General features: G+C 67.0%; 13 protein-coding genes. 4 read left to right on the top strand and 9 right to left on the bottom strand.

The genetic code is table 11. From position 1 onward, the window contains the following. Positions 1-77 precede the first annotated feature (77 nt). On the top strand, positions 78-857 hold the full coding sequence (locus DXV50_RS09245; RefSeq protein WP_117205898.1) for a type III pantothenate kinase: 780 nt from the start codon (positions 78-80) through the stop codon (positions 855-857). Between the two features lie 11 nt (positions 858-868). Here the strand turns inward: DXV50_RS09245 and DXV50_RS09240 are convergent, their stop codons facing one another. From DXV50_RS09240 to DXV50_RS09230, 3 genes are all read right to left on the bottom strand, one after another. After that, positions 869-1,498: a hypothetical protein gene (locus DXV50_RS09240; protein ID WP_117205897.1), complete on the bottom strand. Its 630-nt coding sequence runs from the start codon at positions 1,496-1,498 to the stop codon at positions 869-871. Positions 1,499-1,512: 14 nt separating this feature from the next. Beyond that, positions 1,513-2,967, bottom strand: coding sequence for a dihydropteroate synthase (gene folP, locus DXV50_RS09235; protein WP_117205896.1), 1,455 nt, complete (start codon positions 2,965-2,967; stop codon positions 1,513-1,515). 102 nt (positions 2,968-3,069) lie between these two features. Then, a complete protein-coding gene (locus tag DXV50_RS09230; RefSeq protein ID WP_117205895.1) occupies positions 3,070-3,807 on the bottom strand; it encodes an NAD-dependent protein deacylase in 738 nt (245 codons plus the stop codon). Positions 3,808-3,954: 147 nt separating this feature from the next. Here DXV50_RS09230 and DXV50_RS09225 point away from each other — a divergent pair, with 147 nt between their 5' ends. Together DXV50_RS09225 and DXV50_RS09220 are read left to right on the top strand one after the other, a co-directional pair. Then, positions 3,955-4,902: a patatin-like phospholipase family protein gene (locus DXV50_RS09225; RefSeq protein WP_117205894.1), complete on the top strand. Its 948-nt coding sequence runs from the start codon at positions 3,955-3,957 to the stop codon at positions 4,900-4,902. A gap of 94 nt (positions 4,903-4,996) precedes the next feature. Next, entirely contained in the window at positions 4,997-5,776 is a 780-nt protein-coding gene (locus DXV50_RS09220; RefSeq protein WP_117205893.1) for an exodeoxyribonuclease III, read from the top strand. Positions 5,777-5,814: 38 nt separating this feature from the next. Here DXV50_RS09220 and DXV50_RS09215 read toward each other — a convergent pair whose 3' ends face one another. From DXV50_RS09215 to tilS, 6 genes are all read right to left on the bottom strand, one after another. Continuing rightward, positions 5,815-6,624 carry a PHP domain-containing protein gene (locus DXV50_RS09215; RefSeq protein WP_198666458.1) on the bottom strand — a complete coding sequence of 270 codons (810 nt, stop codon included), beginning with the start codon at positions 6,622-6,624 and terminating at the stop codon, positions 5,815-5,817. Positions 6,625-6,806: 182 nt separating this feature from the next. Then, on the bottom strand, positions 6,807-7,988 hold the full coding sequence (locus DXV50_RS09210) for a pyridoxal phosphate-dependent aminotransferase (protein WP_117205892.1): 1,182 nt from the start codon (positions 7,986-7,988) through the stop codon (positions 6,807-6,809). 132 nt (positions 7,989-8,120) lie between these two features. Then, complete coding sequence (locus DXV50_RS09205; protein ID WP_117205891.1) at positions 8,121-9,434, bottom strand: ATP-binding protein; 1,314 nt, start codon at positions 9,432-9,434, stop codon at positions 8,121-8,123. 223 nt (positions 9,435-9,657) lie between these two features. Continuing rightward, on the bottom strand, positions 9,658-11,661 hold the full coding sequence (gene ftsH, locus DXV50_RS09200) for an ATP-dependent zinc metalloprotease FtsH (protein WP_269801652.1): 2,004 nt from the start codon (positions 11,659-11,661) through the stop codon (positions 9,658-9,660). A gap of 110 nt (positions 11,662-11,771) precedes the next feature. Further along, complete coding sequence (gene hpt / locus DXV50_RS09195; protein WP_117205890.1) at positions 11,772-12,320, bottom strand: hypoxanthine phosphoribosyltransferase; 549 nt, start codon at positions 12,318-12,320, stop codon at positions 11,772-11,774. Positions 12,321-12,411: 91 nt separating this feature from the next. Continuing rightward, entirely contained in the window at positions 12,412-13,914 is a 1,503-nt protein-coding gene (tilS, locus tag DXV50_RS09190) for a tRNA lysidine(34) synthetase TilS (RefSeq protein ID WP_198666457.1), read from the bottom strand. Positions 13,915-14,051: 137 nt separating this feature from the next. Between tilS and DXV50_RS09185 the strand changes: the two genes are divergently transcribed. Further along, positions 14,052-14,858: an MBL fold metallo-hydrolase gene (locus DXV50_RS09185; protein WP_117205889.1), complete on the top strand. Its 807-nt coding sequence runs from the start codon at positions 14,052-14,054 to the stop codon at positions 14,856-14,858. Positions 14,859-15,108 lie beyond the last annotated feature (250 nt).

The raw sequence follows: 15,108 nt of genomic DNA, 5'->3' as shown, positions 1-15,108 counted from the left end.
GTCTGAAAATGCCAGGGCGGGCGGGTGCGGCCTTGCACCATACTGGTCACATCGCCAGCAACCTACGGAGGGTCACCATGTTCCTTGCCATCGACGTCGGCAACACGCAGTCCACGCTCGGCCTCTTTGACGACGAGGGGCAGCTGGCCAAGGGCTGGCGCATGACGAGCAACGCCAGCGACACCTCCGACATGCTGCACGCGCGCCTGTTCTCGTACTTCCTCAAGGACGGCTACGAGCTGGCAGACGTCTCTGCCGCGGCCGTGGCCAGCGTGGTGCCCGCGCTGACGCGCGCCTGGTGGCGCTGCCTGGGAGACCTGCTGGGCAGAAGCCCGCTGCTGGTCAACGCGACGCACGACTACGGCATGCCCATCGACATGCCCAACCCCCGCACCGTGGGCGCGGACCGCATCGCCAACGCCATAGCCGCCAGGAACGCCTACGGCTCGCCCGTCATCGTGGTGGACTTTGGCACGGCCACCAACATCGACGTGGTGGACGGCCGCGGCGCCTACCGCGGCGGAGCCATCTCGCCCGGCCTGATGCTCTCTGCAAACGCGCTGTTCAGCAAGGCCGCAAAGCTGGCCAGCATCCCCGTGGAGGCGCCCGAGCACGCGCTGGGGGACACCACGGAGACCGCCATGCAGTCCGGCCTGGTGATTGGCGCCGCGGCCCAGGCCGAGGGCCTCGTCTCGCGCATGAAGGCGGAGCTGGGCATCGAGCAGGCAAAGGTCATTGGCACCGGCGGCCTGGCCCGCACCGTCAGCCGCGCGACGGACCTCTTTGACGCCGTGGACCCCACGCTGACCCTGCGCGGCATCCGTGAGATCTGGCTTCAGCAGCACGGCGGCGCGTAGGGCGCCCTCCCCTACTCGGCGGCGGCGCGAATGCTCGCGTGCTCCGGGGCAATGTCCAGGTCTCGGCCGAACTCGTTTCTGATGGTGGCGCGGCCCCAGACGTCCATGCCCACCAGGGTGCCCCTCATGGCCACCTTGCCGTTGGGATAGACCACCTCGGCCGGCTTGCCCATGAGCGGCATGCGGTCAAAGAGCTCGTTGAGGATGGGACCGAGGGGCGTTGCCGCGCGTCCGGCCTGGGAGATGCCCTCCGCCCACTGGTCAACGCGGGCAAGCACGCCCTCGGCCACGGCGCCCGCCAGGGCGTCGGCCGTCTGCGGCGTCACGCCGGCAAGGGCCACGTGGCAGACGACGAACATGCCCTCGCCGTAGCCAGCCGTGGTGCGGACCGTCGCCATGACGCCATCGGGACCGCAGACGTCGTGCGGCCAGGCGACGCCGATCCCGGTGGCCCCCAGGCCAGCCAGGGCGTCCGCCACGCCAAGCGCCGCCGCATAGGGCGCGCCCGTCAGGAAGGCCATGCCCACCGCGGGCCGCACGACCAGCTCCACCAGCAGCGTGTCTGCGTCAAGCTGAACGTTCCTCTGGCCGGCAGGGGCCCCGGCGCGGGCCTGCTCAACGATGTCGATAAAATCAGACATGCAAGTAACTCCTCTTACTCCCAGACAATGGGGCCAAGGTCGGACGTGACGGCGCCGACGCGCTGCTCGCGCGGAAGGACGGTGACGCCCCCATGGGTGAGGAAGCGCACCGGGTCGTGCATGAGGTCCTCCATGGGCACGATGACGTAGTCGCGCTCGCCCAGGCGGGGGTGCGGCAGCGTCAGCTTGACGCCCTGGTGGGACTCCCCCTCGACCCACATGAGGTCGCAGTCGATGGTGCGGGCGGCCGTGCCGGGCTTCTTGGGGTCGCGCGTCTTGGCATCGGCGCGACGACGGCCCAGGCTCTTCTCCACCTCAAGCAGCTTGTCGATGAGCACCAGCGGGTGGAGCTCCGTGCGGATCTCCACCACGCAGTTGGCCACGGAGGTGGCTATGCCGTAGGCGGGCTCCGTGTCGTAGGCGTGGCTGACGGCGGCGACGCAGGTAAGGGGAATCTCGTCGATGAGCTGCGTGGCCCGGGCGAGGTTGCCCAGGCGGTCGCCCACGTTGGAGCCCAGGCTCACAAAGCCCTGGCGGGAGTCCTTGTGGCTCACCGCCCAGTAGGCGTTGATGGCCTGGGCGGCGCCCGCCACGTCGTGCACGCGCAGGATGCGGGCCCCGTTTGCCACGGCGGAGATGCAGATGCCCTGGGTGGCGGCATCACGCGCGGCCGCGTCCTCGACGCCGGAGACCGCGCCCACAAACCTCTTGCGGCTCACGGCCGTGAGCACGGGATAGCCCATAGAGACCATTGAGCGAGTGGCTCGTTGGATGACCACGTCCTCGTCGGCGAACTTATCGAAGCCGGGGCCAGGGTCAATGCAGATGCGCTCGCGCTGGACACCCGCCCGCATGAGGGTACGGGCCTGGTCGCCCAAAAAGCCCATGACCTGGCGCATGATGGGCGCCTCGTCAGGCAGGGTGAAGCGGTGCGAGCTCACGGTTGGACGGGGCTGCTCCGGGCGCGCAGGGCGGCTCTCGTCCAGCACCACCTGGCGGCGAGGGGCGTGCGTGCCCAGGCCGCCCTGGTCCCAGTGCATGACCACGAGGCCGCAGTCCGTCTCGGCGGCAACCTGCACCATGGCCGGGTCGGTGAAGCCGGTCACGTCGTTGATGATGGAGGCGCCCAGGCGGGCGCAGAGCTGCGCCACCTCGGCGTGGCGCGTGTCGACGGAGACCACGGCGCCCTCGGCCACAAGCCCCCTCACCACGGGGATAATGCGCTCGGCCTCCTCCTTGGGCGAGACGGGCCGGTGGCCCGGACGCGTGGACTCGCCGCCGACGTCGATGATGTCGGCGCCCTCGTCCAGCATCTGGAGGCCCCGCTGGATGGCCGCCTCCGGGTCAAGGTTCTTGCCGCCGTCAGAGAACGAGTCAGGCGTGACGTTGAGGATTCCCATGATGCGCGGGCGGGCCAGGCCGATCTCGTGCCTGCCGCAGCGCCAGGTGCCGTAGTTCTCTCTGAGCATGGTCAAACCTTTCCAGGCCGGGTGATTCAAACCACCATTGTACCCGGCACGGACAGGCACCCCGCAAACGTCAGACAGACACTAGAAGTCGGCCCGGGCTGCCTAGAAGTCAAACGCCTTGGCAATGTCGCAGGCGCACACGAGGTCAGCGCTGGCGTCCTGGGGCGTGGGCTGCCTGTTGACAATGACCAGCCTGGAGCCATTGAAGTAGTTGACCAGCCCGGCCGCCGGGTACACCACCAGGGACGTCCCGCCGATGATCAGCAGGTCGGCCGACTCGATTGCCTTCACGGAGGCGAGAAGCGCGCGCTCGTCCAGGCTCTCCCCGTACAGGACCACATCCGGCTTGATGGCTCCGCCGCACTCCGGGCAGCGCGGCACGCCCTCCGTACCCATGATCCACTCGGCAGAGTAGACGCGGCCGCAGCGCTGGCAGACATTGCGGTGCACCGAGCCGTGGAGCTCCAGCACGTTCTTGGAGCCGGCGGCCTGGTGGAGCCCGTCGATGTTCTGCGTCACCACGGCCGCGAGCTTGCCCGCGCGCTCCAGCTCGGCCAGCTTGAGGTGGGCCTGGTTGGGCTTGGCGCCAAGGGCAATCATGCGCGTGCGGTAGAAGTCAAAGAACTCCTCGGTGTGCGTGACATAGAAGTCGTGGGAGAGCATCTCCTCGGGCGGGTACTTGAAGTGCTGGTAGTAGAGGCCGTCCTCGCTGCGGAAGTCCGGGATGCCCGAGGCCGTGGAGACCCCCGCCCCGCCGAAGAAGACCATCGACTTTGCCTGGCCCACCGCCGCGGAAAGCTCGGCCGCGGCCTGCGCGGCGTCCGAAATCACCTTTGCCATGCGCTTCTCCCCTCTTAGGCTGCTGCCGGAAGTATAGGTCGTGCGGGGCGAGGCGGCAGACAGGGCATTTGAATCAGCGTCAGAAAAAGGGGTAATAACTCTTGCGTTGAACCGCGCCCCCCTGGGCGCCCAAACACGGGAGACCACATGAGAGACCTCACGCCCAACGTCTGCGACTGCGCCCTCGCCTTTGAGGGCGGCGGGTACAGGGAGACCTTCTCGGCGGGAATCGCCACCGTCCTCATGGACGTGGGCATTCGCTTTGGCTACGTCTGCGGCGTCTCCGCAGGGTCCTCCAACACCGTGGACTACGTGTCTGACGACAAGTTCCGCGTGCGCGAGGCCTTCATGATGCACGAGGCCGCCCGCGAGGCCACGGGCCTGCGCTCCCTTGCGCGCGGGCACGGCTACTTTGACGCGGACGCGCTCTACGAGGACGCCGTCACCCTGGGCACGCTGCCGTTTGACTACGAGACCTTCATGGCAAACCCTGCCGACGTGCGCATCCAGGCCTTCCAGCGAGACACCGGCTGCACGCTGCGGTTTGGCAAGGAGGGCATGACGGACCGCGTTCGCCTCATGGACATCGTGCGCGCCAGCTCCACGCTGCCGGGCGCCATGCGCCCGCGCCCCGTGGACGGACACGTGCTGTACGACGGGGGCCTGGGCGAGGGCGCGGGCCTTCCCGTCTGCATGGCCGAGAAGGACGGCTACAAGAGGACCTTCTTTGTGGCCACGCGCCCGCGCGGCTACCGCAAGCAGGCCCCAACCGCCACCGAGCAGCGCGCCTACGAGCGCATGGCCGGAGACTACCCCTACCTGCTGAACGCGCTTCTGACCAGGTGGGAGCGGTACAACGAGGAGCTGGAGCGCATCGAGCGGCTGGCCGACGAGGGTAGCGTCTACGTGGTGTGGCCCGAGCAGATGATGGTCTCTTCCGGCACCACCAACGCGACGCTGCTCAACGCCCAGTTTGAGGCCGGGCGCGCGCAGGGCATCCGTGAGCTTCCGAGGTGGCGCGAGTTCCTGTTTGGCTCCGCCGACGGCGGGCCGCAGCCTCCCGACGGCTGGGACGGCTACATCACCATCGCATAGGCCCGGCTGCGCCCGGCGAGAAGAACGCGCTTCTCGCCGGGCGCGCTACACTGGGGGCCATTGCCCCGTTGGACCCACGCGTGTGAGGAGCCCCATGTCTACCGCCCGCGAGCTGCGACTTGTTTCTTGGAACGTCAACGGACTGCGCGCCGTGATGAAGAAGGACCCCGGCTTCGAGCAGATCTTTGGCCAGCTGGACGCCGATGTCTTTGCCCTGCAGGAGACCAAGCTCCAGGAGGGCCAGCTGGAGCTCGACCTGCCGGGTTATTATCAAACGTGGAACTACGCAGAGCGCAAGGGCTACTCCGGGACGGCGGTCTTCTCTCGCCAGGAGCCGCTGCGGGTGGTGCGGCAGATAAGCTGCCCGGTGGCTGATGACGAGGGGCGCGTCTGCGCGCTGGAGTTTGACCGGTACTGGTTTGTGAACGTCTACACGCCCAACGCCAAGAACGGCCTGGCCCGCATTGACGAGCGTCTTGAGTGGGACGCGCGCTACCGGGAGTTCCTTTGCGAGCTGGCAGGGCAGAAGCCGGTTGTGACCTGCGGAGACTTCAACGTCGCCCACGAGGAGATAGACCTCAAGAACCCCGGCCCCAACCGCGGCAACGCCGGATTCTCCGACGAGGAGCGCGCGAGCTTCTCGGCGCTTCTTGACGCCGGGTTCACCGACACGTTCCGCGCTCGCCATCCGGACCTGGCCGGCGCATACAGCTGGTGGAGCTACCGCTTCCACGCCCGCGAGAAGAACGCGGGCTGGCGCATTGACTACTTCCTGGTGAGCGATGGCATCGCGGACCGCGTGACCGGCGCGAGCATCCTGCCGGAGGTCTTTGGCAGCGACCACTGCCCCGTGGAGCTGACCATAGAGCTGTAGGGCGCGGGCGTCCGGCGACGGCAGGCGTGGCAACGACCCTAGAGCGAGAATTCCGGCAGCGCGGCGCGGGCCGCGGCCAGGAAGGCCTCCTTGCTGCGGCAGGCCACGAGCTCCTCGGGGAAGTCGAGCTCCTCCAGAAGGGAGCCGACGCCCTCGCAGCGCGCGATTCCAGCGCTGACATGGGAGTCGCTGCCAAAGGAGACCTGGACACCCAGCTCGGCACAGCGCTCGGCAATGTGGTGGCAGGGCAGGAGGGACTTGTCGCGCTTCTCGGAGCTCGTGAGGCTGGCCTCGTTGAGCTCCACGAGCTTGCCGAGGTCGCGCGCTGCCTTGAGTACCGGGTCAAGCTCGAAGTCCACGCCGGAACGGCCGAGGTGCCCGAGGATGAGCACCTTCTTGTCCTGCAGCGCGTTGATGTACATCTGGGCGTTCTGCGCGGGGGTCTGGTCGTTGGTAAAGTCCTTGCGGTGGATGCTCGCGATGACGTAGTCGCAGTTGCGGAAGACGCGTTTCTTTAGCGTGGTTGCGCCATGGAGCGCCTGGCCGTTGATCTCGTGGTCAACGGTGATGTTATGCCCGAAGAGGTTGCCCTGGCCGTCCACGATGTCCGCCTCGCAGCCATGCAGAACCATGACGCCGTGCCACTGGCGCGGCCAGGCCTTCACGTTGAGGAAGAACTGGAAGTTCCTGACGTCCTGGTCGGGATAGAGCATGTCCGAGAAGTGGTCAGTGGAACCCAGAAGCTCGAAGTTCTGGTCTGCCGCCGCTCGGACGTTCTCCTCGATGGTGGAGTACGCATGGCGAGAGGCCAGCGTGTGCGTGTGGACGTCGCAGCTGATGCGAATCATGGGTGGTGCGCCTCCTGGGGGCTCGTTGCTTCTCGACTTCATTGTAGCCGCGGGCGGCAGGCGCTATCGCACCTGCGAGAAACGTCCACCAGGCACGAGCGCCGGCGAGAAAAGCACCCCAGGTGCGAAGGCATGGCCTCGCACCTGGGGCGCCAAACGTTCGGCCTTGTGGCGCTTCTCGTCTACTCGTAACTCTCAGCGAGCTTCTTCCAGGCGGACATGGAGTTGACGATGGTCTCCTTGCTCACGCAGTAGCCAACGCGGACCCAGCCGGGGCAGCCAAAGCTGTCGGACGGGACGGGCAGCAGCTCAAGGGCCTTGGCACGCTCGAAGAACGCGTTGGCGTCAGGCTCGAGCGCCTTAACCCACAGGTAGAACGCCCCCTGCGGCTCGACGAACTCGTAGCCGAGCGCCGAGAGCCCCTCGGTGAGGGCGCGGCGGTTCTCGGCGTAGGCCTCCACGTCAGTGGGCTCATCCACGCAGTCGATCACCACGCGCTGGAAAATGGCCGGGGCGCAGACGAAGCCCAGCTTGCGGCCAGCACCGGCGACCGCGAGCACAAGCTTGTCGTGGTCAGGGTTCGTGTTGGGCACGAGCACCCAGCCGATGCGCTCGCCCGGCAGGCTGAGGCTCTTTGAGTAGGAGTAGCAGACGATGGTGCGGTCGTAGATGGCGGGCACCCAGGGCACCTCGGCGCCGTAGGTAATCTCGCGGTAGGGTTCGTCGGCCACGAGGTAGATCTGCGTGCCCAGGCGCTCCTCGGCGGCGGCGAGCGCAGCGGCGAGGTCGCGGAGGTTCTGCTCGGCGTAAACGGAGCCGACGGGGTTGTTCGGCGAGTTAATGACGATGGCCTTGGTCTTGGCCGTGATGGCGGCCGCAACGGCGGCAACGTCAATCTGGAACGTTTCGGGGTCTGCCATGACCTCGACGCAGGTCGCGCCGGCGGTCTCGATCCACACGCGGTACTCGGGGAAGTACGGCGCGATCACAATGACCTCGTCGCCCACGTTCACCGTCGTGTGGAAGCTGATGGAGAGCGAGGCGGCGGCACCGCAGGTGAGGTAGACGTCACCGGCGGCGTAGCTGGTGCCAAAGCGGCGGTTGAGGCTCGCGGCCACGGCCTCGCGAGCGGCGGGCAGGCCGGGGGCCGGCGTGTAGCCGTGCAGCTGCGTGGGCGGCAGCTCCAGCGCGCGGGCGATGGAGGAGCGCACGGACTCCGGCGCCGGGATGGAGGGGTTGCCCAGGCCGAAGTCAAAGACGTTCTCCGCGCCGATCTGGGCCTTGCGGGCGCTGCCGTAGGCGGCGATCTCGCGGATGGAGGACTTCTGCGCGCCGTAGGCGTAGCTCTTCTCGTTGATGGTCATGGGTGCTCCGTTCTGATGGCCTGATGGGCCAATTGTAGGCGTGCGTCGCGCAGCAGGCGCCCACGCCAGCGGGCGCGCAACCCACCCGACACAAGTTGCCTGGCAAGGAGAGCCTCCGACCAGACGGGCGCGCTATGCCCCCAACGCGCGAATCGGAATCACATATACGCCGTCGGAGCGGCGATATGCCACCTCGCCCATGCCAGTTACCACAGCCAGGAACGCCGGTTCCCTCACTCGCGCGACGGCGCTTCCACAGACCTTTTTCCGAATCCTCAAAAGCTGCGACGCGGCCTCGTCGACCTTATCGAGGCTCACCTTGATCTCGATGGCAGCCCAGTTTCCATCGGGCCTCTCAATGATTGCGTCGGCTTCAAGGTCGGAATCATCACGGTAGTAGCGCAGCGGAGAGGACATGCCAAAGTCCAGTGCACGGGAATAGACGTCGAGGTCACGCATAACAAGGTTCTCAAATACAAGGCCGAAGCTCTGCCAATCCTGCAGAAGTGCCTCACAGGACAAACCGAGAAGTGCAACCGGAAGGGACGGATCAGCAAAGTATCGCTTTGGCTTGACCCGCATGCGCTTGGGCGAACGAGATGCCGGGACCCAGCCCGGCACCTCATCAACAAGGAAGAGGCGCGTGAATATATCCAGGAGACCGGCCACCTCCTTGCGCTGGCTCTCCGAAGTCGTTTCGGCTGAACCCAACGCGTAGGTATCCCGGATGAGCGTATCTGCCTTGGTGGACTGGCCGAGATTACGGGCTAGCGACAGCGCAAGCCGCCGCGCCGTGCTCTCGTTTCCGCCCAGGCGTGGAATGCTCTGGATAAAGATGGACTCCATGTAGTCCCTGAGGACAATCTGCGCATCCCCTGGCTGAGCTGTGCGCTCTGCAGGCCAACCGCCGCGGACAGCAAGCCTTGCCAAGGACTCAATGCCGTTATCGCACTGGCATGGCTCAAACTCGCCGCGGAAGAGGCCCGCAAGACTGACTCGGCCGCTCGACTCCCCAGTCTCGGCAAGCGTCATGGGATGCATCCTGACTCGTCCAATGCGCCCGGCGCCGCTGTGAGCCGTCTTGTCTTTATTTGGAGTCGAGGAGCCCGTCAGTATCCAAGCCCCTTTCGCTTCCCCCAGCTCGTCTGAGGCGTGTCTCACCGTGTCCCAAATGGCCGGGACGCGCTGCCACTCGTCGATGACATGTGGACGGTCGCCCGCAAGGGCATAGGCAGGGTCCGCCTGAATAATCTGCAGGTTAGCGCCCCTATCGACGTAGGTCACGGACGCCGCGTGCGCAAGGGAAGACCAGGTCTTGCCACACCACTTGGCGCCCGACACCTCAACGGCACCAAACAGACCGAGGTACTTCTCTATTTGTCTGTCGACGATTCTTGGCGTATATGCAGCCGGTCTGGGCACCCCAATGGTCTTCCCGTTCGACACGCTTACCCCCCATCGCACGGTTCTTCACCCTTGGTTATACCAAAACCCGAATCAAATATATACCAGAATCCGAATCGCTCAGATACCAAAATCCGAATGTTGTAGAAACCAAGACCCAAATGCCACCAGCACGGGCAACAAAGAGCCCCACGGGCGGCGTACCCGCGGGGCCTCTGGAATGCAAGGGGTGTCCCTTTTACCTGGTAACCAACAACGTCCCCGTTTACTGGCTCTCGCGCTCGGCAGCGGCTGCGGCGGCCTCGGCGACGAGGTCCTCGTCAATCTGGCCGGGAGCCGTCTTGGGCTTGCCGCCCTCCTCCGGGTGCTCGGCCACGTACTGGTCCCAGGTGCCGTCGAGAAGGGCGTTCACGGCCGGGCCCTCCACGGTCTCGCGGTCAAGGAGCACCTCGGCCATGGTGCGCATCTGGTCGCCGCGGGCAGAGAGCACCTCGCGCGCGCGGTCATGCGCCTCGCGCATGATGCGCTCGATCTCGTCATCGATGCGCTTTGCGGTCTCGGCGGAGTAGTCGTTCTTCTGGGCGTAGTCGCGGCCCAGGAAGACCTCGTGCTGGGCCTCGCCAAAGACCTGGGTGCCCAGCTCCTCGCTCATGCCGTAGCGGGTGACCATCTCGCGCGCGATCTTGGTGGCACGCTCGAGGTCGTTGCTTGCGCCGGTGGTGATGTCACCGCAGAAGAGCTCCTCGGCTGTGCGGCCGCCCAGCAGCACCGCGATCTGGTCCAGCATCTCGTCGCGCGAGCTCAGGAAGTGGTCCTGCTCCGGCACCTGCATGGTGTAGCCAAGCGCCTGGCCGCGAGCGATGATCGAGATCTTGTGGATGGGGTCGGAGTTCTCCAGCACGTGGCCCACCAGGGCGTGGCCGCTCTCGTGGAAGGCGATGACCTCGCGCTCCTTCTGGCTCATCACGCGGCTCTTGCGCTCCGGGCCGGCCATGACGCGCTCCATGGCCTCCTCCACCTCGTCGCGCCCGACCTTCTCCTTGCGCCTGCGCGCGGCCAGAAGGGCGCTCTCGTTCATGAGGTTTGCCAGGTCGGCACCCGTGAAGCCCGGGGTGATCTTGGCAATGCGCTCAAGGTCGACGTCGGAGGCCAGCGGCTTGTTGGCCGCGTGGACCCCCAGGATCTTCTGGCGGCCAGAGACGTCGGGGCGGTCCACCGTAACGCGACGGTCAAAGCGGCCCGGGCGCAGCAGGGCCGGGTCCAGGATGTCCGGGCGGTTGGTGGCGGCAATGAGGATGACGGCGGAGTTGTCCTCAAAGCCGTCCATCTCTACCAGCAGCTGGTTAAGCGTCTGCTCGCGCTCGTCGTGGCCGCCGCCCAGGCCGGCCCCGCGCTGGCGTCCCACGGCGTCGATCTCGTCGATGAAGATGATGCAGGGGGCGGCCTCCTTGGCCTGCTTGAAGAGGTCGCGCACGCGGGAGGCTCCCACGCCCACGAACATCTCCACAAAGTCAGAGCCGCTGATGGAGAAGAACGGCACGCCTGCCTCGCCGGCCACGGCCTTGGCCAGCAGGGTCTTGCCCGTTCCCGGAGGGCCCACCAGAAGGACGCCATGCGGGATCTTGGCGCCCATCTTGCGATAGCGCTCGGGCTCGGAGAGGAAGTCGCGAACCTCCTGGAGCTCCTCCACGGCCTCGTCGATGCCCGCGACGTCAGAGAACTTGACCTTGGGGCGCTCGCCCTCGGCTGTCAGCGCCTTGGTCTTGCCAAAGGACATGGTCTGGCCGTTCTGGCTGCCCATGCGGCGCATGAAGTAGATGAAGACCACCAGCATGATGACGGTGGGCAGCACCGAGAAGAGCAGCGTCTGCAGTACCTCATCGGAGCTGGTGTCAATGCGGTAGGTGGTGCCGGGGTGGTCGGCCATGAGCTCCGCCAGGGAGTCCGCGCCCACGTAGACGCTCTTGAAGCTCTTGAGCGCCGAGGAGGAGTCCTTGTCGGAGCCGTTTGCCCAGTAGGTGCCCGTGAGGCTGCCGTCGGCGTACTTGAAGGTCACGTCCTTCACGCGGTCGTCCTTGACGGCGGCTACGAAGTCGCTGGTGGCTAGGGTGTCCGTACCGCTGGCGGCAAAGGGGTTGGATCCCATGCCAAAGACGAGGTAGCCCAGCACGGCCAGAAGCAGGATGGCCGTGATGGCGTTGACGCGCGGGTCCTTGGGGCCCTCGCCGCCCGGGATGTTGGGAAGCTTGCTGTCGTTCTTGTCTGACACTGGTGGAGCTCCTTGCTGCACGTGATTGCGACGGCCCGCCAGGCGAGAAGTGCCTCTCGCCGGAAGGCCCAGGTAAGCAAACGACCCGCCGGAGCGGGTCGTGGTGTCTGTTAGCTGTAGACCTCAGGCTTGAGCACTCCGATGTAGGGAAGGTTGCGGTAGCGCTCCGCGTAGTCCAGGCCATAGCCAACGATGAAGGCGTCGGGCACGTGGGTACCCACGTACTCCGGGTGGACGGCGGGCTTCTTGCCCTCGACGTCCTTCACCAGGAAGGCGGCCACCTTGACGGACTTGGGATTGCGGGACTCGAGCATCTTGATGAGATAGGACAGCGTAATGCCAGAGTCGAGGATGTCCTCCACGATGAGGACGTCGCGCCCCTCGATCTTGGCGTCCAGGTCCTTGAGGATGCGAACCACGCCGGAGCTCTTCACGCCGTCGCCGTAGCTGGAGACGGCCATGAAGTCCACGGCCACCGGGCAGTCGATTGCGCGCATGATGTCTGCCGTGAAGATGACGGCACCCTTGAGGACGGTGACCAGCAGGGGGTTCTTGTCCTTGTAGTCACGCGTGATCTCAGCACCCATGCGGCTGACGATGGACTTGATGTCCTCCTCGCTCAGAATGACTTCGGAAACGTCCGGGTGCAGTGCCTCCATGAGGTCCCCTTCCTGGGATGGTCTGCGTTTCTGCGTGCCGCCTGGGCGGCCGTGCGTGCCTAGGATACCGCGCCTGTCGGACACCGGTCCGCTAGGCGGGCAGGATTCTTAATTCTAGCAGCTGTTTGGTTGCCGGGGTACAGCGCATACGCTCGTCCGCGCGAAGGCCCGCCACCCACACCACCGAGCCGGTGGGAGAGGTGTGCACCACGGGCTGGGCCGCCCGCTCCGCCACCGGGACGTGCGCCTCGCCCATGAGGTCCGAGAGCTTCTTGCTCTGCCCGTGCATGCCCAGGGGGCACATGACGTCGCCGGGGTGCGGCACGTCCACCCAGAGGCGGCCGCCCAGGGAGGCGTCCACGCCCGCGGCCTGCGCGTCCAGCAGGACCGACTGGCCCTCCCACTCAAGCCCGTGGCTTCGGGCCAGCGCGGGGACGTCCGTGGCCTCGGGCGCAGGCAGCAGGCGCGCCGCAACCACGCGGCCGTCCGGCAGCGCCATGCGGCCGGGGACGTCCAGCCAGCCGGACTCCGGCACCGGCGCGGCCCCGCGGGCCCTCAGCGTGAGCAGGCCGTGCTCCACACGGGCGTCCACGCCCATGGGGATGGTGAGCGACCCCGTCCCCGCAGAGACCACCTCGAGGACCCCGGCCACGTGGCGAGCCTCAAGGCGCGCGTCCGGGCACACCAGCAGGATGGCCTGGCGCACCGCACGACGGGCAATGGCCACCTCGCATGCCGCCAGACGGGCCGCGTCTAGCGTGAGCACCCCCTCCGAGCTGCGGCGCGTTAGCTCGCGCAGCGTGCGGGAAGAGACCGCGGTGAGGTAGGCGTCCTCCTCCGAGAGGATGTCGCAGGTGTTGGCCAGGCTCGCCGTGACGCGGGGGTTCCTGGCCCTCACACGGGGCATGACCTCATGGCGCACAAAGGAGCGCAGGTAGCGGGTGTCGGAGTTGGTCTGGTCTTCTCGCCAGATGATGCCGCGCATGCGCAGGAGGTCGCAGAGGTCCTCGTGGGTGCGGTCCAGCAGCGGCCGCACGATGCGGTTGCGCCGCCGCGGAATGGACGAGAGGCCGGAGGCGCCCGTGCCGCGGATGGCATTCATGAAGAAGGTCTCCGCGCGGTCGTCGGCCGTGTGGGCGGTCAGGATGCGCGCGGCGGAGCGGGGCGTGCCAAACTCCGCGGAGAGGGCGTTTGCCAGGCGGTTTGCCTCGCGGTAGCGCAGCTCGCGGCCGGCGTTCTCGACGTTGCCGTCCGTCTGGGCGGCAAGCGCCGCCACGTCCGCGCGGCAGACGGTGCAGGGAATGCCGTAGCGGTCCGCCAGCCCGCGGACAAACTCCTCGTCCTCCTCGGCGTCAATGCCGCGCAGCTGGTGGTTGACGTGCAGGACGTGCAGGCGCTCGCGGGCAATGCGGGCGGAGCCACGGCCGTCGTCAATGTCCAGGGAGGAGGTGGCGGCCAGCACCAGCAGCGCCGTGGAGTCCGCGCCACCGGAGACCATGAGCACCACGGGGGCGCGCAGCCCCTGGTCAACGCGGGCGCTCGGTCGCTCAAAGCGGCTGCCCCCCGCCGGGTAGCGCCTAGAAACGCTCGGCATCTTGTCCTCCCCTACGTGTAACCTGTTTGCGTGCCCCTGGCAGGAAGTGCGCAGCCCCGCGGCCGCGCCCCGCCCAAGGGGCACCTCTTGAGTGTACGGCAACCGCGCCCGCCGGGCAGAAAGGTCGGAAGTCCCCCATGACCCCACAGATTCACCTGCACGTCCTTGCCAGCGGCTCCAAGGGAAACGCCGCCGTGGTGGAGGGGCCCGAGGGTTCGGTCCTGGTGGACTGCGGCATTTCTCGCCGCGCCCTCATGCAGCGGGCGGCGGAGCTGGGCGTCGACATGGGCCGCGTCCAGGCGGTGGTGCTCACGCACGACCACTCCGACCACGTGGCGGGCCTCTCCGTCTTCTGCAACCACTTTGACGGGCGGCTCATTGCCACGGCGGGCACCGTGGGCGCCCGCAAGTACCTCGCCGAGCTTCCGTTTGAGCTGGTGGGGCACTCGGACGCCTTTGAGGTGGCCGGCATGCGCGTGCAGGCCTTTCCCACCTACCACGACGTGCCCGACCCCATGGGCTTCCGCTTTGAGACTGAAGACGACGCCCTGGGCTACTGCACCGACACCGGCCACCTGGGCAAAGAGGCCCTGGAGGCGCTCCACGGCGTGCGCATCCTGGCGCTGGAATCCAACCACGACGAGCGCATGCTGGCAAGCGGCCCCTACCCCGCCTACCTCAAGGCGCGCGTAGGCGGCGCTTGCGGCCACCTCTCCAACGCGCAGGCGGCCCAGGCGCTGACGCAGCTCGTGGGCGAGGACACGGAGACCGTGGTTGCCATGCACCTCTCGCAAGAGAACAACCGCCCGAGCACCTGCGTGCGCACGCTGGCCGAGGCCGTGGGGGCTGCCGCCGCAAATGACGCCTTCACCGAGGCCCGCACGCCCGACGGCCACCTCACCATCTGCGCCGCCGCCCAGGACTGGCCCATGACGGTGTGGTAGGAGCGGCCACGCGGACGGCAGCCTGCCATTGGAGCCAGCACTTGCATTAGCGTACAAAATAACGACCAGGACGCCCTTCTCGCCTGCGTTTGCGCAGCTGGCGAGAAGGGCGTCCGTTATTTTGTTCGCTAGCCAGCCAAGGACGCCCGGTGACCGCGACCACCCCTCGACCGCCGCGGCCCGAGGGTATACTAATAGTTTGCTTATTAATCCCCGACGAGAGGACCCACCATGCCCATCGGGAGGCCAT

This window comes from Paratractidigestivibacter faecalis, from assembly GCF_003416765.1.
Taxonomy (GTDB): domain Bacteria; phylum Actinomycetota; class Coriobacteriia; order Coriobacteriales; family Atopobiaceae; genus Paratractidigestivibacter; species Paratractidigestivibacter faecalis.
This window is presented reverse-complemented; position numbering and strand designations above follow the sequence as displayed.

Bases quoted from the DNA above. Each gene is read 5' to 3' on its own strand.
- DXV50_RS09245 (WP_117205898.1), top strand. From the start codon at position 78: ATGTTCCTTGCCATCGACGTCGGCAACACGCAGTCCACGCTCGGCCTC.
- DXV50_RS09240 (WP_117205897.1), bottom strand. From the start codon at position 1,498: ATGTCTGATTTTATCGACATCGTTGAGCAGGCCCGCGCCGGGGCCCCT.
- folP (WP_117205896.1), bottom strand. From the start codon at position 2,967: ATGCTCAGAGAGAACTACGGCACCTGGCGCTGCGGCAGGCACGAGATC.
- DXV50_RS09230 (WP_117205895.1), bottom strand. From the start codon at position 3,807: ATGGCAAAGGTGATTTCGGACGCCGCGCAGGCCGCGGCCGAGCTTTCC.
- DXV50_RS09225 (WP_117205894.1), top strand. From the start codon at position 3,955: ATGAGAGACCTCACGCCCAACGTCTGCGACTGCGCCCTCGCCTTTGAG.
- DXV50_RS09220 (WP_117205893.1), top strand. From the start codon at position 4,997: ATGTCTACCGCCCGCGAGCTGCGACTTGTTTCTTGGAACGTCAACGGA.
- DXV50_RS09215 (WP_198666458.1), bottom strand. From the start codon at position 6,624: ATGATTCGCATCAGCTGCGACGTCCACACGCACACGCTGGCCTCTCGC.
- DXV50_RS09210 (WP_117205892.1), bottom strand. From the start codon at position 7,988: ATGACCATCAACGAGAAGAGCTACGCCTACGGCGCGCAGAAGTCCTCC.
- hpt (WP_117205890.1), bottom strand. From the start codon at position 12,320: ATGGAGGCACTGCACCCGGACGTTTCCGAAGTCATTCTGAGCGAGGAG.
- tilS (WP_198666457.1), bottom strand. From the start codon at position 13,914: ATGCCGAGCGTTTCTAGGCGCTACCCGGCGGGGGGCAGCCGCTTTGAG.
- DXV50_RS09185 (WP_117205889.1), top strand. From the start codon at position 14,052: ATGACCCCACAGATTCACCTGCACGTCCTTGCCAGCGGCTCCAAGGGA.